The sequence below is a fragment of the Roseateles albus genome (assembly GCF_028595345.1).
Classification (GTDB): domain Bacteria; phylum Pseudomonadota; class Gammaproteobacteria; order Burkholderiales; family Burkholderiaceae_C; genus Paucibacter_A; species Paucibacter_A albus.
In genome coordinates, this window is record NZ_JAQQXT010000011.1 from 150,445 (window position 1) to 168,945 (window position 18,501).

The following is an 18,501-nucleotide window of genomic DNA, read 5'->3' on the forward strand; positions in this document are numbered from 1 at the left end:
CGATGGGCAGCTCTGAGCGCCCCCAAGGTCGCAGCATTGCTGCGCCCGCCGCCCCGAGAGGGGTCCGGGAGACCTTTGGGGCTGCCGCGTTTCCGCGCGAGTTGCAGCGCCTGCTGCCCGAAGCCTCGGCCCTGCTGTGCGACATCCTGGGCAGCCAGCATGGCGCACTGCAAGCACCGATCCGGGCCGAGATCTTCGGCCAGCAGCGCTTCGCCCAGCATGGTCGTAGCCTCGGTGCGACCCACAGCGCCGAGCGCGCCAGCGCCTTTGCGGCGAGCTTCTTTCCGCGCCTGCGCAGCAATGTTCAAGCGCTGCGCCAGGCCCACCGCTATATCGGCGAGCGTGCCAAAAGTGGCTATGACATCAGCCCTGCAGCCGAATGGCTGCTGGATAACTTTCACCTGGTTGAGGCGCAACTCAAAGAAGTCCACGAAGGGCTGCCACGCAGCTATTTCCGCGCCTTGCCGGTGTTGGTGGACGAGCCGCTCGCTGGCCTGCCGCGCATCTACGGCGTGGCCTGGGCTTTTGTCGCCCATACCGACGGCGCTTTCGACGAGGACTTGCTGCTGCAGTTCCTGTCCGCCTACCAAGAAACGCGTGAGCTGAGCCTGCGCGAGATCTGGGCGCTGCCGACCACTTTGCGGGTCGTGCTGGTGGAAAACCTGCGCCGCTTGGCCGAGCGGGTGGCGACCAACAAGGCTGCGCGCGAAGTCGCTAACCTTTGCTTTGATCGGCTCGACAGCTTCACCACCGGTGCGCTGGAGGACTTGCTGGCGCTGCTGAACCGGCGCGGCGTCGGGCGGATTTTCCTCGCCCAGATGGCGCAGCGCCTGCAGGATCAGCGCATGACCGGGGAGCGCCTGAGCGACTCCTGGCGGGCGCGCTGGTTGAGCGAGGCCTTGCCCGACTTGGCCGCCGCACAGCTGCAGCAAACCGCCGATCAGACCGCCGACAACCTGAGTGTCAGCAATGCCTTGACCAGCTTGCGCGCCATCGGTGACGCCGACTGGCCCGACATCGTCGCGCGCAGCAGCAGCCTGATGCATGTGATGATGGGCTCGCCGGTATTTGCGGCCGAGCATATGGTCAGCCGCGACCAAAGCCTGCACGCGATCGAGCGCCTGGCGCGGCGCAGCGGCCGCAGCGAGGTGGCCGTGGCGCAGGCCTTGCTGGGCCTGATGGACGTGTCGCATGGGGCGATCGACGCCAAGGACACGGATGCCAGTCAAGCGCACGCCAGCAAAACAGACGCCAGCCATTGGCTCAGCGGCGCTGGCAGGCCCGCCCTGTGGGCCGCGCTGGGTCTGCCAGGGCGGCACATCGGCCTGCTGCAGCGCTGCACGCGGCGCTTGGCCCTGCCTTTTTATCTTTGCGCGCTGCTCTGCGGCAGCATTGGGCTGGTGGCCTGGGGCTTGCCGGCGCAGGCTGCTTGGCCCTTGGTGGCCTTGCTGATGTTGTTTCCGGCTTCAGAGGCGGTGGTGGCGGTGATCAATCGGCTGGTCAGCGAGTCGGCCCGCCCCAGCCATTTGCCGCGCCTGGCCTTGGCGCAAGGCATACCGCCGGAGCATCGGGTGATGGTGGTGATGCCGGCGATGTTGAGCAGCGCGGCGGCCGTGGCCGAGTTGGTGCATCGCCTGCACCTGCACTATCTTGCCAATCCAGAGCCTCAGGCTCAGTTCGCCTTGTTGAGCGATTGGCTCGATGCGCCCTCGCCCGAGCTGGCAGGCGATGCGGCCTTGCTGGCGCTGGCCCAGTCACAGCTGAGCAAACTCAATCTGCGCCATCCGCAGCTGAGCGAGCAGCGCGCGCCGCGCTTCATCTTGCTGCACCGCCGCCGGGCTTTCAGCCCCACCGAGCAGGCCTGGATAGGCTGGGAGCGCAAGCGCGGCAAGCTGGAGCAACTGATCACGCTGCTGGCCGAGCCCGGCGGTGAGTCCAGCTTCGTCGACCTCGGCGAGCTGTCCACGCCCATGCAGAACACGCGCTACATCGTCACCCTGGACAGCGACACCCAGCTGCCGCCGGGGCGCTTGCGCGAACTGGTCGGCGTGGCCGCCCATCCGCATAACCAGCCCAGGCTTGATCCGAGCGGGCGCTTTGTCGCCCAGGGTTATGGCATCTTGCAGCCGCGCGTGGTCACGCCGCTGCCGGCGCCCAAGGACTTCACGCTCTACCACTGGTTCTTCGCCGGCCAATGCGGCATCGACCCCTACAGCGCCGCCAGCTCCGAGGTCTACCAGGACTTGTTCCAGGAGGGCAGCTTCAGTGGCAAGGGCCTGCTGCATGTGCAGGCGCTGCATGCCGTGCTGCATGCGCGCTTGCCCGAGGGCCAGGTCTTGAGTCACGATTTGCTGGAGGGCGCGCTGGCTCGCTGCGCAGCGGTCAGCGACATCACCGTGGTCGAGGACGCCCCTTTCCATGCCGACGTGGCCGCGTCGCGCGTGCACCGCTGGACCCGTGGCGATTGGCAGTTACTGCCGATTCTGATGAACCCCTGGCGTTACCCCTTCCGGGCCGTCAGCCGCTGGAAGATGTTTGACAATTTGCGCCGCTCCCTGGTGGCGCCGGCGTCCATGGCTTTGCTGGTTCTTTCGCTGGCGGGCGACGGTGCGCCGATCTGGGTGGCCTTGGGCCTGGTGTGGGCCGCGCTGGCGGCGGGGCCCTTGCTGGGTGCCTTGGCTGGCTTTGCGCCGAGCCGAGATGATCTTGCCCTGCGCCATTTTTACGGGCGCGCCGGCAGCGATTTGCTGCGCGCCTTGCTCAGTGGGGCCTGGCTGCTGGGGCAGTTGATGCAGCAGGCGCTGATGGCGCTGGACGCTGTCGCACGCGCGCTGTTCCGTATGTTCATCAGCCGCCGCCGGCTGCTGCAATGGACTACCGCCGCGGCCGCGCAAGCCGCCGCCAAGACGGCGCTGCCTGCGGTTTTGCGCCAACATTGGCGCGCTCCCTTGCTGGCCCTGCTCTTGTTTGTGGGCCTGCTCTACACGGGCACCGAGCATCCCCTGTTGGCGGCCTTGCTCTGCGGCGCCTGGCTGACGGCGCCGCTGCTGAGTTGGTGGGTGAGCCGCCCGAATCTGGCCTGTGAGCAGCCCGTGCTCTTGGCCGCCGAGCAGGTCTATCTGCATGGCGTGGCGCGAGATACCTGGCGCTTTTTCGAGCGCTGCATAGGCCCCGGCGACCGCTATTTGCCGCCCGACAATTTTCAGACCGACCCGCAAGACATGCTGGCGCATCGCACCTCGCCGACCAATATCGGCCTGTACCTGTTGGCTGTCCCTTGCGCACGCGAGTTCGGCTGGATAGGCACGCAGGAGCTCTTGAGTCGGCTCGAAGCGACGCTGGCCAGCCTTGCCGCGCTGGAGCGCCACCGGGGTCACTTCTTGAATTGGTATGACACTGAACGAGGGGCCGCGTTGTTGCCGCGTTATGTGTCCACCGTGGACAGCGGCAATCTGTGTGGCCATTTGCTGGCCGCGGCACAGGCCTGCCGCAAGCTGGCGCAAGCGCCCTTTGACACCGAGGCGGGCGCGCGTGCGCAGCGCATCGCACAAGAACGGCTCGCCCCTTTATTGACCAGCCGCTGCGGCGCAGGTGCACCTGTGCGCGAGCAATTGCGCTGGTGCCTGGCCGATCTGCGAGCCACGCGGCGCTCGGCTGCGCTGGACTTGGTGGCCGCCGAGCAGCCGGCGGCTATCGGCCGCTTGCTGGCGCTGGCCGGCGCCTTCGAGCGCTTGGCGATGGAGGCGGATTTCAAGTTCCTCTACCACCCCAAGCGCCATCTTTTCCATATTGGCTACCGCGTCGCCGAGCAGCAGCTGGACTCGGGCTTTTACGATTTGCTCGCCTCGGAGTCGCGCTTGACCAGCCTGTTTGCCGTGGCCAAGGGCGATGTGCCGGTGCGCCACTGGTGCGCACTCGGGCGGCCGTTTTTTGCGGTCGCGAAGGTGGCGGGCCTGCGTTCCTGGTCGGGCTCGATGTTCGAGTATTTGATGCCCAGCCTGGTGCTGGACGAGCCGCATGGCAGCGTCTTGCGTGAAGCCTGCCTGGCCGCGCTGCAAGAGCAGATGCGCTTTGCCGCGCAGAACCAAACGCCTTGGGGAATTTCAGAATCAGCGATTGCCGGGCGCGATTACACGCTGGCCTATCAGTACGCGCCCCAAGGTGTGCCCAGGCTGGCGTTGCGCCGCACGCCTAGCGATGAGCTGGTGATTGCGCCCTACGCCACCGCGCTGGCCGCGCAGATCGCGCCGCAGGCGGCCTGCCGAAATTTTGCCCTGCTGGAGGGGCTGAGCCCCGCTGTGCGAGGGCGTTATGGATTTATCGAGGCGCTTGACTACTCACCCGCCCGCCAAGCCGGCAAGGCCCGCTTCACCCCGGTCAGCACCTTTATGGCTCACCACCAGGGCATGAGTGTGGTGGCGCTGGCCAATGTCTTGCTGGGCGGCGTGGCGCAGCGCTGGGGCATGGCGCCGGCGCAGATTGAGGCGGTCGCCTCGCTGCTGCATGAGCGTGCGCCGCGCGAGGTGCCGGTCTTGTTCGAGCCTCCGCAAGGTTGGGTGCAGCCCACGCGGGAGTTGCGCGCGCCCAGCTTGCTTCGCGAAGTGCTGCCGGGCGAGACCGCCGTGGCTCCGACCCATCTGCTGTCGAACGGGCGCTACAGCGTCTCGCTGCGCGCCAATGGTGCGGGCTGGAGCCGTTGGGGGCGGGTCGGCATCAGCCGCTGGCGCGATGATGCCTTGCGTGACGCGCTGGGTAGCTTCTTCTATCTGCGTGGTTTGACGCCCTCTGCCGGACCCGGCTTGGTGTCGCTCACCCAGCATCCGGCGCCCGATCCGGCCGCTCAGTACCGCAGTACTTTTCATGCCGATACCGTCTGCTTCGAGGCGACATGGCCGCAGTTGCAGGCCAAGCTGACCGTCTGGGTCAGCCCTGAAGACGATATCGAGTTTCGCCAGGTCGAGCTGCGCAATCTGAGCGAGCGAACGCTGAACTTCGAGCTGATCTCGGCCTTCGAGCCGACCCTGGCCGAGCCGCGCGCTGACGAGGCGCATCCGGCCTTCTCCAAGCTCTTCTTGCGCGCCGAATGGCAGGCCGAGGATCAGGCGCTGCTGTTTGAGCGCAAGCCACGCCTGGACACCGAGCAGGGTGTGTTGGCGGCGCATTTTCTGGCCGACGGCGGGCCGCATCTGCTCGGCCTGCGCTGCCAGACCGACCGTCAGCAATGGCTGGGCCGCAATCGACAAGCTGGCCGGCCCTTGGCTGATTTTGAGACCCCCCTTGACGCCGATGACAGCGCTGAGCCCGGCATGCCGGCCGAACAGGACACCGGACTGGACCCGGTTTGCGCCCTGGCCGCGCGGATACACATCGCGCCGCAGGCCAAGGTGGTGCTGACCTTTGCCACCGCCGCTTGCGACAGCCGCGCCAAGCTGGACGCCATCATCGACAAATACCGCCAACCCAGCCATGTGCAGCGGGCCACGCTGATGTCGGCCACCCTGACTTGCATCCGTTTGCGCACGCTGGGCCTGAGTGCCGAGAATTTGGCCGCGCTGCAGTCGGTCACGACCGCGCTGCTGCTGAGCTTGGCGCGGCCGCAAGCCGCCACGCCGGACGATGGGGACCCCGCACTGTTGGAGGCCACGGCGGTCTGTGATCGACGCGTGTTGTGGCGCTTCGGTATCTCGGGCGACAAGCCCTTGATCCTGGTGTCGGCAGGGGTGCTGCAGGGCCTGGGGCTGCTGCGCACCCTGGCCAAGGCGCTGCGCCTGTGGTCTTGGGGCGGGGTGGCCTGTGATCTGGTGATCATCAACGGCGAGCCGGCCTCTTATCTGATGACCTTGCAGCGCGAACTGCTGGCCCTGCGCGAGCGCCATTTGGCCGAAAACCAGGCCGGCGCCGCAAGCGGGCAAGACCTGAGCGGCCTGCACGTGCTGCGCGCGGAGGAGCTCTCGCCCTCCGAGCTGAGCAGCCTGCGCACGCTGGCCTGCCTGCGCCTGCATGCTGACGGCCGGCCGCTGCCGCACCATATTGCGGACTGGCTGGGCCAGCATGAGCAGGCCTTGGATGCACGCCTGGAGGCTTCAAGCACGGTCGTGGGCCCTGAGCTCGGGCCCCATGTGCAGACTTCCGCGCAGCAATTTCAAGGCAAGTTTGGCGGCGCCGCCACACCCGAGCTGGGCGAGTTCAGCTTCGAGGTCGACGCACAGCGCAAGCCGCAGCGACCTTGGATCAATGTGCTGGCCAACCGCGACTTTGGCGCGCAGCTGTCCGAGTCGGGTGGCGGCTACAGCTGGGCCTTGAACAGCCGCATGAATCAACTCACCCCATGGGCCAATGATGCCGTGGCCGACCCGCCGGGTGAATGGTTCTTGCTGCAGGATATGGCGACGCTGGCGGTCTGGAGCGTGGCGCCTGGCGCTTGGGGCGAGGCCGAGCTTGGCTATGAGGTGCGCCACGGTCAGGGTTATAGCGTGATCAAGCACCGGAGGGGCGATCTGGGCGTTGCGGCGACCTGGTGTGTCGATGCGGCGACTTCGGTCAAGCAAATCGAGCTGTCCTTCGTCAACCATGGCAGCCGCAGCTTGACCTTGCGGGTGCTGGGCATGGTGGAGTGGCAGATGGGTGCCGGCCGCGCCGAGCGCAGCACGCTGCAAACCCTGTCCAAGCCGACCCGCGCCAGCGACCGGCGCTTGAACACCTTGCTGGCGACGCAGCGCGAGCAGGGGCAGGGCTTTGGCGAGGGCACGGCCTTCTTTGCCCTGGCGGCGCCCACCGAGCCTGCCGGCAAACATGGGCCTGGGGCCGAGAGCGTGGACTGGACCTGCGATCGGCGCGAGTTCTTCGATGCGCGCGGCCGCTTGGTGATGCCCGACTTTTTGGGCAAGCGCGATGGTGCTGGCCTGGACCCCTGCGCCGCACTGGCGACCGAGTTGCAACTGGCGCCGGGTGCCAGCGCGCAGCGCGTGTTCCTGCTCGGCTATGGCGCCAGCCCCGCCGCGGCCTTGGCGCTGGCCGAGCAGGCCGTCGGTGTGCCCGCCGCGCAGCGCCTCGGCGCCACGCAGGCGAGCTGGGATGCGCTGCTGGGAACCACCGAGCTAGCAACACCTGACCCCTTGTTCGATGCCTTGGTCAACCGCTGGCTGCTTTACCAGACCGTGGCCTGCCGGTTGTGGGCCAAGGCGGGCTTCTACCAGGCCGGCGGCGCCACCGGCTTTCGCGATCAGCTGCAAGATGCGATGGCATTGGCCTGGGCCGCGCCGCAGTTGCTGCGCCAGCAAATCGTCTTGTGCGCTTCGCGCCAGTTTGTTGAGGGCGATGTGCAGCATTGGTGGCACAGCCCCTTGGGCGCAGGGGTGCGCACGCATTTCTCCGATGATTTGCTGTGGCTGCCCTTGGCCTGCGCGCATTACCTGCGTTGCACCGGCGACGCCGGGCTCTTGGAAGAAGGCGTGCACTTCCTTGATGGCGCGCAGATCCCTGCCGGCGCCGAGGATGCGTATTACACGCCGACGCAGAGCGCAGAGGCTGCCTCGGTCTACGAGCACGCGGCGCGCACGCTGGACCGCAGCCTGCGCGTCGGCGTCCATGGCCTGCCCTTGATGGGCAGCGGCGACTGGAACGACGGCATGAACCGCGTGGGCGCTGAGGGGCGCGGTGAATCGGTCTGGCTGGGCTGGTTCTTGTGCCGCGTGGTGACTGACTTTGCGCCGCTGGCGCGGGCGCGCGGCGAGAGCTTTCGTGCCGCTACCTGGGAGTCGGCCGCTGCTGGCTGGCGCTCGGCGCTGATCGGGCCGGCTTGGGACGGGCAATGGTTCAAGCGCGCCTTCTTCGATAACGGCGAGCCGCTGGGCAGCAGCCAGAACGCCGAAGCCCGCATCGACTTGATCGCGCAGGCTTGGAGTGTGCTGTCGGGCGCGGCGCCGCCGGCCTTGCAGCGCATGGCCATGGCGGCCGCGCAAAGCCATTTGATCGACTCAGACGCCGGCCTCTTGCGCTTGCTTGACCCACCACTGGCCAAGGCTGTGCCGAGTGCTGGCTATATCCAGGCTTATCCGCCGGGAGTGCGCGAGAACGGCGGCCAGTATTCGCATGCCGGCGTCTGGGCCTTGATGGCCAGGGCGCAGCTGGGGCAGGGTGCTGCCGAGCGGGCAGATGGGCCTGAGGGTGAAGCTGCAGGGGACGCCGCATACCGCTACTTCAGCTACCTGAGCCCGGCGCACCGGGCCGCTCACCCGCAGCGTGGCCCGGTCTATGGCGCCGAGCCCTATGTGCTGGCCGGGGATGTTTACAGCCAGCCGCCCTATGTGGGGCGCGGGGGCTGGAGCTGGTACACCGGCGCGGCGGCCTGGCTGCACCGCGCCGCCATCGAGTCGATCTGTGGCCTGCGCTTGGAGGCGAGCCAACTCTCCTTCCAGCCCTGCCTGCCCAGTCACTGGCCGCGCGTGGAGCTGACGCTCAGGCGGGATGGGCGGGTGATGCGCTTTGTGCTGCTGCGCTGTACAAGGACCGAAGCGCTGGCCAGCGCCGCGGCCGAAGGGGCTCAGGTCTTGCTGCCGGGTGAAAGCCTGGCCTGGTCCGACCTGCCGGCCAACGCGGTGCCGAGCAGCTTTGTCGTGCCTCTTGTTCATCTTGTGCCGGCAGCAGCCCACAGCCCCGCGCGGCCTTCTCCTACAGCGGCGGGCGTTGCGCTCTGATGGTGATTCAGGGCCCGTTTTTTTAAAGTGGGCTTATCGCTTGGGGCCAGCCCCGGCCCAGCAGATCAAGCCAGCCAGCAAGCCCAAACAGGACCGCGCCATGACACACCACAAAGACCACGACAGAGCACCGCAGCAGCCACAACTGCAGCCGGCCATGCAACTGGATATGGCGGCCGTCGAGGCCGCCAAGAATAGCCTCGATCAGGGCGCGGTGACGCCCGGCTACGGGCCCTGGGCGGCCGACATCATCAAGCTGCTGAATGACTCCTTGGCCACCGAACTGGTCTGCGTCTTGCGCTACAAGCGCCACCACTTCACGGCGCAAGGCTTGGCCTCGCCCAAGATTGCCGAGGAGTTCATGGTTCACGCCAATGAGGAGGCGGCGCATGCCGACTTGCTGGCACAGCGCATCGTGCAGCTTGGCGGCGAACCGGACTTCTCGCCCGCTTCCTTGACCGAGCGCAGCCACGCGGCCTACGACGAGTCCAGCGATCTGAAGGACATGATCCGCGCCAACTTGATCGCCGAGCGGGTCGCGATCGAATGCTACAGCCAGCTGATCCGCCTGATAGGCGACAAGGACAGCACCACCCGCCGCATGCTTGAAAGCATCCTCAGCGATGAGCAAGAACATGCCGACGAATTGAAAGACTGGTTGGTGGCCTAAGGCCACAGCCCGCACATTTTTTTAACCCCAACGGAGACTGACCATGAACACATTCAATGCACGCAATATCTTGGCTGGCGTGATCGCCGCTGTCGCTCTGCTGTCCGCCACGGGCTGCGCCGTCACGCGCGGCCAAGAGCCGGTCGGCGCCTATATCGATGACAGCGCCATCACCACCGCCGTCAAGGCCCGCTTCGTCGAGAACACGGAAGTCGACGCCGCCGCCATCAGCGTGGAAACGATGAAGGGCACCGTGATGCTGTCGGGCTTCGCCAAGAATCAGAAAGAAAAGGACATGGCTCAAAGCCTGACCTGGAAGGTCAACGGCGTGAAGGCCGTCAAGAACGAAATCACCGTTCGTCCTTGAACCTCATTCAATCACCACATTTCAGGAGTTAGCTATGAATTGGGACCGCATCGAAGGCAATTGGAAACAGCTCACCGGCCGCGCCACCGAGCAATGGGGCAAGTTGAGCAAGGACGACTTTGATGTTGTCGCCGGCCGCCGCGAAATCTTGGCCGGCAAGATCCAGGAACGCTACGGCGTCGCCAAGGACGAGGCCGAGGCGCAAATCGGTGCCTGGGAACGTTCCGCCACCGACGACTGGTTCACACCGGCTAACTAAAGAGTTAGTTTGGCGATTGCTTGTCAATGTGCGTCAGCGTACAGACGGCAGACGCCTTGTAGGTGACTATTCAAGCGCCCAAGTTCCTAAGAGCTTGGGCGCTTGTTTTCCTTCCTCGCCTTGTTCGTTCGACCGCTGGCTAGGTCGGCCCGATGAGCGTTGCCCTGTTTTCGGGGTTTGTGTACGCTGTTCGAGGATCGCCCCATGTTGGATGCTGTTTTACCCCTTGCGCCAGCGGTGCAGGATTTTGCCGATGCCGAAGATGATGGCGACGCCGGTGTCAGCATTGGCTCCGCACTGAGCGCCGAGCAGCGCCGCCAAGCCGCCCTGCTCAAAACCGGCGCGCTGCAAAACGCCATTCTCAACAGCGCTAATTTCTCCAGCATCGCGACCGATGAGAAAGGCGTGATCCAGCTCTTCAATGTCGGCGCCGAGCGCATGCTGGGCTTTGCCGCCGCCGATGTGATGAACAAAATCACCCCGGCCGATATCTCCGACCCGCTGGAAGTGATTGCGCGTGCCCAAGCGCTCAGCGTGGAGCTGGGAACCACCATCACACCGGGCTTTGAGGCGCTGGTGTTCAAGGCTTCGCGCGGCATCGAAGACATCTATGAGCTGACTTATATCCGCAAGGACGGCAGCCGCTTCCCGGCGGTGGTGTCGGTGACGGCGCTGCGCGACGCGGCCGGCGCCATCATCGGCTATTTGCTGATCGGCACCGACAACACCGCGCGCAAGCAGATCGAGGAGGAGCGCAAAAAGCTCGACCAGCGCCTACGTGACCAGCACTTTTACACCCGCTCGCTGATCGAAGCGAATATCGACGCGATCATGACCACCGACCCGGCCGGCATCATCTCCGACGTCAACAAACAGATGGAGGCGCTGACCGGCTGCACCCGCGATGAGCTGATCGGGGCGCCGTTCAAGAACTATTTCACCGATCCGCTGCGCGCGGAGGCCGGCATCAAACGGGTGCTGGCTGAGAACAAGGTCACCAATTACGAGCTGACCGCGCTGGCGCGCGACGGCAAACAAACTGTTGTGTCCTATAACGCCACGACTTTTTACGACCGCGACCGCAATCTGCAGGGCGTGTTTGCCGCCGCGCGCGACATCACCGAGCGCAAGGCGCTCGACCTGGTGTTGCAGGACGTCAATGTGGCGCTGGGCAGCGCCAAGGTGGTGGCGGAAAAAGCCAATCAAGCCAAGTCCGATTTCCTCTCCAGCATGAGCCACGAACTGCGCTCGCCGCTGAATGCGATTCTGGGCTTTGCTCAGCTGATGGAGACGGGCGAGCCGCTGCCCGTGCCCAGCCAGCAGGCCAGCATCGATCAGATCCTGCAGGCCGGCTGGTATCTGCTGGAGCTGATCAATGAGATTCTTGACCTGGCCCTGATCGAGTCGGGCAAGCTGTCGCTGTCACCCGAGCCGATGTCGCTGGCCGAGGTCTTGCTGGATTGCCAGGCGATGATGGAAGCGCAGGCGCAGCGGGCCGGCATCAGGATGAACTTCACCGCACCCGAGGGCCCGGCCTTCATCACCGCCGACCGCACCCGGGTCAAACAGGTGTTGATCAATCTGCTCTCCAACGCGATCAAGTACAACCGCAGCGGCGGTGAGGTGCGGGTCATATGCACAGCCGCTGCGGGCAACTCGGGCGCTGAGACGCGTCTGCGCCTGAGTGTCGAAGACGATGGCGAAGGCCTGAGCACGGCGGCGATCGAACAACTATTTCAGCCCTTCAACCGCCTCGGCCAAGAAGGCGGCGCGACCGAAGGGACCGGCATCGGCTTGGTCGTGAGCAAGCGTTTGATGGAGCTGATGGGCGGCGAGATCGGCGTGCGCAGCCAGCCGGGGATTGGCAGCGTGTTCTGGATCGAGTTGCAGCAAGCGCTTGCCCCGCAGTGGGATGCCGATGCGACCTTGGCCGAAGACCCGGTCAGTCCGCCGGTCAAGCCTGAGCAAGCGCCGGCGGGAGTGGCCACCTTGCTTTATGTGGAGGACAACCCGGCCAATATGCTCTTGATTGAAAAGCTGTTGGCAAGGCGAGCCGACCTGCGCCTTCTGAAGGCGCGCGATGGGCGCCAAGGCTTGGAGCTGGCGCTGATGGCCCTGCCCGACGTGATTCTGATGGACATCAATTTGCCCGGCATCAATGGCTTCCAAGTCTTGCAGGTGCTGCGCGGCAATCCTTTGACGAGCGCTATTCCGGTGATTGCGCTGAGCGCCAACGCGATGCCGCGCGACATTGCCAAGGGCTTGGAGGCGGGGTTTTTCCGCTACCTGACCAAACCGATTCGGGTCGACGAATTTTTCGCCACGCTGGCGCTGGCCTTGCAGGAGCGCCAGTTGAGCGGTGCTGCAAGACCGGCGTTTGAGAAAGAGAGCACATGATGAGTGATGAAGCCAGTATTCTTCAAGCGCGCATCTTGGTCGTCGATGATCTGGATGCCAACCTGCAGTTGTTCGAGCGGCTGCTGCACGGCGCCGGCTATACGCAAGTCTGGTCGACCATGCAGCCCACCGAAGTCTGCGCCTTGCACCAGCTGCATGATTTCGATCTGATCCTGCTTGACTTGCAGATGCCGGGCATGGATGGCTTCGAAGTGATGGCGGCGCTGCAGCCGCTGCACGCCGACGGTTACTTGCCGGTGATCGTGTTGACGGCTCAACCGGCCCACAAGCTGCGCGCCTTGCAAGCAGGGGCCAAGGACTTCATCAGCAAGCCGTTCGACCTGCTGGAGGTCAAGACGCGCATTCACAATATGCTGGAAGTGCGGCTCTTGTACAAAAAGCTGGCCAGCTTCAACCAGCTCTTGGAGCGCACGGTGGCTGAGCGAACCGCCGAGCTGCGCGAGAGCGAAAGCCGCTTTCGACGCTTGACCGAGTTGGCCGCCGATTGGTATTGGGAACAAAACGAGAGCGGCGACTTCACCACCGTGTCCGGCCCGGTGCAAGAGCTGTTGGGCCTGGGTCTGGGCGCATTTCTAGGGCACGCAAACAAGGGCAGTGTCAGCGGCTGGAATGAAGTCGAGCGAGCCCAGGTGCAAGCGGCCATTGCGGCCCGCCGGCCCTTCTTGGACTTCAGCTTCAGCCGCACCGGCGCTGACGGCGTCGAGCACCGATACCGCGTCAGCGGTGAACCGATGTTCGACCAGCGATCTGGTTTTGTCGGCTATCGCGGCATTGGCTGCGAAGTCTTGACCGAGGCTTGCAAGGTTTGCAAGCAGTCCCTGCTGCCGACGCCAATGCAAGCGCCGCCTGCGCATAAGCCTAGCCGCTTGCTAGTCGGGCAGCCAGTTGACAAGGTCGAGGTTTGATGATTTCTCCAGCCTGGCAGCCCGGTGCTCAGTGGCTCAGCATCAGTTGCAGGATCACGCCGGTCGCAATCGCCACCAGCAGATAGTCATCCCCCGATTGCACCCAGTGGTAGCCGCGTGGCGGCGCATAGAGCTGGTGAGCGCGCCAATCTTGCACCACATAGGGGTGTTGCCGATATTGCGAAGGCAGGCGCTGCCCGCGGTAGTAGTTGAAATCCGGGCCGGCGCCGCGTCCTTCGTAGCGGCCGCCCTGGCGGCTGTCGTAGCGACCGTCGCTGCGCTGCTCATAGCGTGGGTCTCGGCGCTGCTCCCGAGGATCATCTCTGCGCTTGTCATCGGGCCGCGGTGGCTGCTGCTGATGTTGGTCTTCCCGATCGTCGCGAGCGCCGCGTTCGCTTTTTTCGCTCTTGTCGTTCTTGTCATGCGGCTGCGCCTGCACCCCACCGCTCAGCAGCAGGCTCATCACCAGCAGGCCGCTCAGGCATTGTTGCTTCTTGCTCATAGGGAACTCCTCGTGGCGGCTCGGAGCGAGCGCCCGTGCTTTGGAGCCTAGAGCCAGCGGCGTGCGCTGACTGTGCGTCAGCGTACGCCAGCACACGCGCCTTAGAGCGGCTTAGAGCGGGCTCACCCCAATCAGCGCCGCATGCCCCCAGAAGGCAAAACCGGCCCAGGCCAAAGCGCCGATCAAGACCGTCAGCGCGGTGCCGCTGGCTTTGGCCGTCAGCACAGCGGGTGGGTTCAAGCGATCACGCTGGCGCGCAGCGCGAAAGCTCAGCACGGCCCACACCAAAAAGCTGCCGAACAGCAGCAGATCGGCCAAGCTGTTATTGGCCAGCAGATGCGCGAAGGCCCAGAGCTTGACGCCCAAAACCATGGGGTGATGCAGCCGGGCTTTGATGGCATTGCGCGGCACATAGGCGGCGGCCAGCATCACAAACGCGATCAGGGTCAGCAGCGCGGCGAGGTGGTTCATGCCTTTGGGCGTGGCCCAGAGGATTTGAGGATTTTGACGAGCCAGGCTATAGCCCCAGAGGATCAAGCCAAAACCCAGCAAAGACAGCGCCGTGTAGCCCAGCTTCCAGGCTGCGGCGCCGCGCCGGCGCACTTGCGCACTGCGCCAGTCATTGGCAACAATGCGCACCGAGTGCACGCCCAAAAAAATAAACAGCCCCAAAACCAGTTCAAGCATCAATGTTCTCCGCGCGGCAACGCTGCCGCTGGCTCGCTTTGTACGCGATGAGTAGCTGATGACGACCTTGTTGGTTGGGATATTATGTAAATATATTTAAAGGAATAAACAATGACGATAGGGGTGGGCGGGCAGACCGCCGAGCAGGCCTTGGCGGGGCTGAGCTCAATGATGGCCGGCGCCGAGCCGATTGGTGTGGCCGAGTACCGCACGCGGGTCGCTAGCGTGCAGGCGCTTTTGCGCGAACGGGGTCTCGGCGCGCTCTACGCGCATGCCGGCACGAATATGCGTTACTTCAGCGGCACGGTCTGGTACCCCAGCGAACGCCTGGTGGGTCTGATCATCCCGGCCGAGGGTGAGCCGCAATACGTGGCCCCGGCTTTTGAAGAGGGCACGCTGCGGGAATATATGCAGCTGCCGGGCGACTTGCATGTCTGGCAAGAACATGAAAGCCCTTACGCGCTGTGCCGGCGAGTGCTGGCGCAAGCGGGCGTGGCCAGTTCGGCGCGCTTGGCCGTCAGCGAGGACACGCCGCTCTTCGTCCTTGACGGTCTGCAGCGCGAGGGGCTTGCCTGGGTCAATGCCAAGCCGGTTACCGCCGCCTGCCGCATGCACAAGTCAGCGGCCGAAATCGCCCTGATGCAGCGTGCGCATGACATGACCATGGCCGTGCACCGCGCCACTGCCAGCATGCTCAGGCCGGGCATCACGACCACCGAGGTCGAGGCCTTTATTGCGGCGGCCCATCGCAAGGTGGGGGCCAGCGGCTCCTACTTTTGCATCGTGTTGTTCGGGGTGGCGAGTTCCTTCCCGCATGGGGTCAAGGAGGCGCAAGTCTTGCAGGACGGCGATATGGTCTTGATCGACACCGGCTGTCTGGTCCATGGCTATATGTCGGACATCACCCGCAGTTATGTGTTTGGCGAGCCCAGCACGCGCCAGCGGCAGATCTGGAATCTGGAGAAAGCCGCGCAGGCGGCCGCCTTTGCGGCTGCGCAGTTGGGCACGCCCTGCCGCGAGTTGGACCGTGCCGCACGCAGCGTCATCGCTGCCGCTGGCTTGGGCCCTGGCTATCAATTGCCGGGCCTGCCGCACCGCACCGGCCATGGCTGCGGCCTGGACATCCACGAATGGCCTTATCTGGTTGAAAACGATGAAACACCGCTGGCCCCCGGCATGTGCTTCAGCAACGAGCCGATGATTTGCGTCCCCGGTGAGTTCGGCATCCGGCATGAGGACCATGTTTATATGAGCGAGGACGGGCCGCGCTGGTTCAGCCAGCCGGCGCATTCAATCGACGATCCCTTTGGGCTGCAGGCCTGATCAGCTCGCGTCGCAGGCTAAGAAAACTTGCTGTTTTAAAAAGCTGGCACGGAAGCTGCTAAACCTAGTTATCTTCAGTTGTCTCCTCCATCGCCCCTGGATGGATTTATGCCCCAGGCCTCGTGCCTGGGGCTTTTTTTTGCCTGTTCTTGCCAGCTAGCTGCAAGGGCTGCCTGTTCTTGGTGCGTGTGCGGATTTGCCTTGCACCAAGGCGAGTCGTGGGGCTCAAAAATGAGTGCAGGCCTCGCTGGGCCAAGCGAAGTGAAGCCGCGCAGCGCTGTGCAGCGGCCCACTGGGGAATCTGCTCAGAGTTGCACCAAGCTTCCCACGCCCCACAGCAAGGCGGGATAAATCAAGCCCCACACCAAGGCGACCAGCAGCAATGCTTTGAGGGCCAAGGTTGCGCTCTTGGCGCGCTTTTGATCGGCTATCAGCTTCATGGATGCTCCTGTTCAGAGGTGATTGCGGTGGCAAGCCGCACGCAAGAGCCATGCCCAGGGCCTCAAGCGAGGGTGAAAGCAGCGGTCGGTGTTTCCAGTCAGAATGCCGAGCTTGATTCCCAGGAGTGTGTCTCGCATGAAGCCCTTGTTTGATTTGTTCCGGCCGCGCCTTGGCGCATCGGCCATTGCCTTCTTGATGGCCTCAGGCGCCGTACTGGCACATACGCCCATGCCAGCGCCTGCGGCCGCCGCGTCTGAGCCGGCTGCGGCCGTGCTGGCACCTAACGCCAATTTGCTGGTGCAGGGTGTTCCGCCGGTGCCGCAGAGCCTGGCGGACGCGGTGGGCCGCTATAACGACTTCCGTGGTCATGGTTTTGTGGCCTGGCACCCGAGTCAGCGTGAGATGCTGGTCACGCACCGCAAGGCCGGCGCCAATACGGCCCAGCTCTACCGGGTCAGCAAGCCCATGGCCGAGCCGGAGCAGCTGACCGACGCCGCCGACCCCGTCAGCAACGCCAGTTATGAGCCGGGCAGCGGACGCTACATCGTGTTTGCCCGCGCCAGCGGCGGCAACGAGGTGGCCCAGCTCTATCGCTTGGACGCAGCCAGCAAAGAGCCGCTGCTGCTGACCGACCCCAACCAGCGGCATGCGATGAGCGGCTGGTTGCATCACAGCAGCCAGATGCTGTTCACCTCGGTGCCGCTGGACCGTACGGCCGCAGGCGGCAGCCGCGCCCAGGTGCTAACGCAGCTGTGGCTGATGGACCCGCTCAAGCCGGCGCAAAAACGCCTGCTGGCCGAACTGCCGGGCGGCGGCTGGGGCGTCGGCGCTGTGTCAAGGGACGACAAGCAGATCGCGCTGAGCGAATACATCTCGGCCAATGAGTCGCGCATCTGGCTGCTCGATATTGCCAGCGGCGAGAAACGCCAGATCTTGCCCGCAGCGGGTGAGCAGCTGCGCGCCAGCCATCGACCCGCCGAGTTTTCGCACGACAACAAGTCGCTGCTTTTGCTGACCAACCGCTTTGGCGAGTTCGTCGAGCCAGCGCGTTATACCTTTGCCGATGCCAAGCTCTCGCGCATAGACACCCAAATCCCCTGGGACGCCAGCGGCATCACGCTGACCGAGGACGGCAAGCGCCTGGCGCTGCAGTTCAATATCGATGGGCGCGACGAGCTGCGCTTTTATGACGCGCGCAGCTTCAAGCCGCTGCCGAACCCGAAGCTGCCCGCCGGCAGCATAGGCAGCGCCGAATTCGACCGCAAGCGCGGTGAGCTGGCGTTCAGCATCAACGGTGCTCAAGGGCCAAGCCAGCTCTACACGCTGGACGCCAAGGGTGCTGTGCAGCGCTGGACGCAAGCCTATGCGCCGGCCGGCATCGACACGCAGCAGTTCACCGATCAGCAAGTGGTGCGCTGGAAGAGCTTTGATGGCCGCGAGATTTCGGGCCTGCTGAGCCTGCCGCCGGCCAAATTCACAGGCAAACGGCCGGTGGTCATCAGCATCCATGGCGGGCCGGAAGGGCAGTCCACGGTCGGTTTCCTAGGCCGCAACAACTACTATTTGCAAGAGTTGGGCGTCGCCTTCATCCAGCCCAATGTGCGCGGCTCTGCCGGTTTCGGCAAGACTTTTCTCGATTTGGACAATGGCTTCAAGCGCGAAGATTCGGTCAAGGACATCGGCGCGTTGCTGGACTGGATTGCCACGCAGCCGAATCTGGATGCCTCCCGTGTGCTGGTGATGGGCGGCAGCTATGGTGGCTATATGACGCTGGCCGTGGCCACCAACTACCCCGAGCGCATCGTCGGCGCGCTCGATGTGGTGGGCATTTCGCACTTTGTCACCTTCTTGAATAACACCGAAAGCTATCGGCGTGATCTGCGTCGGGTCGAGTATGGCGACGAGCGCGATCCGGCCATGAAGGCTCACTTGGAGAAGATCTCGCCGCTGAGCAACAGCGCCAAGATCAAGGCTCCGCTGTTTGTGGTGCAGGGCAAGAACGATCCGCGCGTGCCCTACACCGAGGCCGAGCAAATTGTGGCCAAGGTGCGCGAGCAAGGCACGCCTGTTTGGTATTTGCGCGCCGACAACGAAGGCCATGGCTTTGCGCGCAAAGAGAACCAGGACTATTTGTTCTACGCCACCATCATGTTTATGCAGCAAACCTTGCTGAAATAGGGTCAGGTCTTGCCCGCTGTGGCGGGCTGAATTTTCAAAGTTTTTTCAGCCTCGG

At 64.6% G+C, this 18,501-nt stretch carries 11 protein-coding genes; 8 read left to right on the forward strand and 3 right to left on the reverse strand.

Annotated elements, in window-relative coordinates; genetic code table 11:
• Positions 1 to 2: 2 nt before the first annotated feature.
• From PRZ03_RS17635 to PRZ03_RS17660, 6 genes are all read left to right on the forward strand, one after another.
• Positions 3 to 8,696 carry a GH36-type glycosyl hydrolase domain-containing protein gene (locus PRZ03_RS17635; protein WP_273601535.1) on the forward strand — a complete coding sequence of 2,898 codons (8,694 nt, stop codon included), beginning with the start codon at positions 3 to 5 and terminating at the stop codon, positions 8,694 to 8,696.
• Positions 8,697 to 8,853: 157 nt separating this feature from the next.
• Complete coding sequence (locus PRZ03_RS17640; protein WP_273601564.1) at positions 8,854 to 9,366, forward strand: ferritin-like domain-containing protein; 513 nt, start codon at positions 8,854 to 8,856, stop codon at positions 9,364 to 9,366.
• A 43-nt stretch (positions 9,367 to 9,409) separates the two neighbouring features.
• Positions 9,410 to 9,733: a BON domain-containing protein gene (locus tag PRZ03_RS17645; protein WP_273601536.1), complete on the forward strand. Its 324-nt coding sequence runs from the start codon at positions 9,410 to 9,412 to the stop codon at positions 9,731 to 9,733.
• 34 nt (positions 9,734 to 9,767) lie between these two features.
• Entirely contained in the window at positions 9,768 to 9,992 is a 225-nt protein-coding gene (locus PRZ03_RS17650; RefSeq protein ID WP_263534812.1) for a CsbD family protein, read from the forward strand.
• 204 nt (positions 9,993 to 10,196) lie between these two features.
• A complete protein-coding gene (locus PRZ03_RS17655; RefSeq protein WP_273601538.1) occupies positions 10,197 to 12,389 on the forward strand; it encodes a hybrid sensor histidine kinase/response regulator in 2,193 nt (730 codons plus the stop codon).
• The gene (locus PRZ03_RS17660) at positions 12,389 to 13,315 is read left to right on the forward strand and encodes a response regulator (RefSeq protein ID WP_273601539.1); all 927 of its coding nucleotides are present in this window, start codon (positions 12,389 to 12,391) and stop codon (positions 13,313 to 13,315) included. The genes PRZ03_RS17655 and PRZ03_RS17660 overlap by 1 nt, the downstream gene beginning before the upstream one ends.
• A 28-nt stretch (positions 13,316 to 13,343) precedes the next feature.
• On the opposite strand, the gene PRZ03_RS17665 is transcribed toward PRZ03_RS17660, so the two are convergent.
• Both PRZ03_RS17665 and PRZ03_RS17670 read right to left on the reverse strand, forming a co-directional pair.
• Positions 13,344 to 13,817 carry an RcnB family protein gene (locus tag PRZ03_RS17665; protein WP_273601540.1) on the reverse strand — a complete coding sequence of 158 codons (474 nt, stop codon included), beginning with the start codon at positions 13,815 to 13,817 and terminating at the stop codon, positions 13,344 to 13,346.
• A gap of 111 nt (positions 13,818 to 13,928) precedes the next feature.
• Positions 13,929 to 14,504, reverse strand: a complete 576-nt coding sequence (locus PRZ03_RS17670) for an NnrU family protein (protein ID WP_273601541.1) — start codon at positions 14,502 to 14,504, stop codon at positions 13,929 to 13,931.
• Positions 14,505 to 14,615: 111 nt separating this feature from the next.
• Here PRZ03_RS17670 and PRZ03_RS17675 point away from each other — a divergent pair, with 111 nt between their 5' ends.
• Positions 14,616 to 15,827: a M24 family metallopeptidase gene (locus PRZ03_RS17675; protein WP_273601542.1), complete on the forward strand. Its 1,212-nt coding sequence runs from the start codon at positions 14,616 to 14,618 to the stop codon at positions 15,825 to 15,827.
• A 305-nt stretch (positions 15,828 to 16,132) separates the two neighbouring features.
• On the opposite strand, the gene PRZ03_RS17680 is transcribed toward PRZ03_RS17675, so the two are convergent.
• Positions 16,133 to 16,267 (reverse strand): hypothetical protein, encoded by a 135-nt coding sequence (locus tag PRZ03_RS17680; protein WP_263534806.1) that lies wholly within the window; start codon positions 16,265 to 16,267, stop codon positions 16,133 to 16,135.
• 136 nt (positions 16,268 to 16,403) lie between these two features.
• Between PRZ03_RS17680 and PRZ03_RS17685 the strand changes: the two genes are divergently transcribed.
• Positions 16,404 to 18,446, forward strand: a complete 2,043-nt coding sequence (locus tag PRZ03_RS17685) for a S9 family peptidase (protein WP_273601543.1) — start codon at positions 16,404 to 16,406, stop codon at positions 18,444 to 18,446.
• The last annotated feature ends 55 nt before the right edge of the window (positions 18,447 to 18,501 follow it).

Bases quoted from the DNA above. Each gene is read 5' to 3' on its own strand.
- PRZ03_RS17650 (WP_263534812.1), top strand. From the start codon at position 9,768: ATGAATTGGGACCGCATCGAAGGCAATTGGAAACAGCTCACCGGCCGC.
- PRZ03_RS17675 (WP_273601542.1), top strand. From the start codon at position 14,616: ATGACGATAGGGGTGGGCGGGCAGACCGCCGAGCAGGCCTTGGCGGGG.
- PRZ03_RS17645 (WP_273601536.1), top strand. From the start codon at position 9,410: ATGAACACATTCAATGCACGCAATATCTTGGCTGGCGTGATCGCCGCT.
- PRZ03_RS17685 (WP_273601543.1), top strand. From the start codon at position 16,404: ATGAAGCCCTTGTTTGATTTGTTCCGGCCGCGCCTTGGCGCATCGGCC.
- PRZ03_RS17670 (WP_273601541.1), bottom strand. From the start codon at position 14,504: ATGCTTGAACTGGTTTTGGGGCTGTTTATTTTTTTGGGCGTGCACTCG.
- PRZ03_RS17655 (WP_273601538.1), top strand. From the start codon at position 10,197: ATGTTGGATGCTGTTTTACCCCTTGCGCCAGCGGTGCAGGATTTTGCC.
- PRZ03_RS17680 (WP_263534806.1), bottom strand. From the start codon at position 16,267: ATGAAGCTGATAGCCGATCAAAAGCGCGCCAAGAGCGCAACCTTGGCC.
- PRZ03_RS17640 (WP_273601564.1), top strand. From the start codon at position 8,854: ATGCAACTGGATATGGCGGCCGTCGAGGCCGCCAAGAATAGCCTCGAT.
- PRZ03_RS17635 (WP_273601535.1), top strand. From the start codon at position 3: ATGGGCAGCTCTGAGCGCCCCCAAGGTCGCAGCATTGCTGCGCCCGCC.
- PRZ03_RS17665 (WP_273601540.1), bottom strand. From the start codon at position 13,817: ATGAGCAAGAAGCAACAATGCCTGAGCGGCCTGCTGGTGATGAGCCTG.
- PRZ03_RS17660 (WP_273601539.1), top strand. From the start codon at position 12,389: ATGAGTGATGAAGCCAGTATTCTTCAAGCGCGCATCTTGGTCGTCGAT.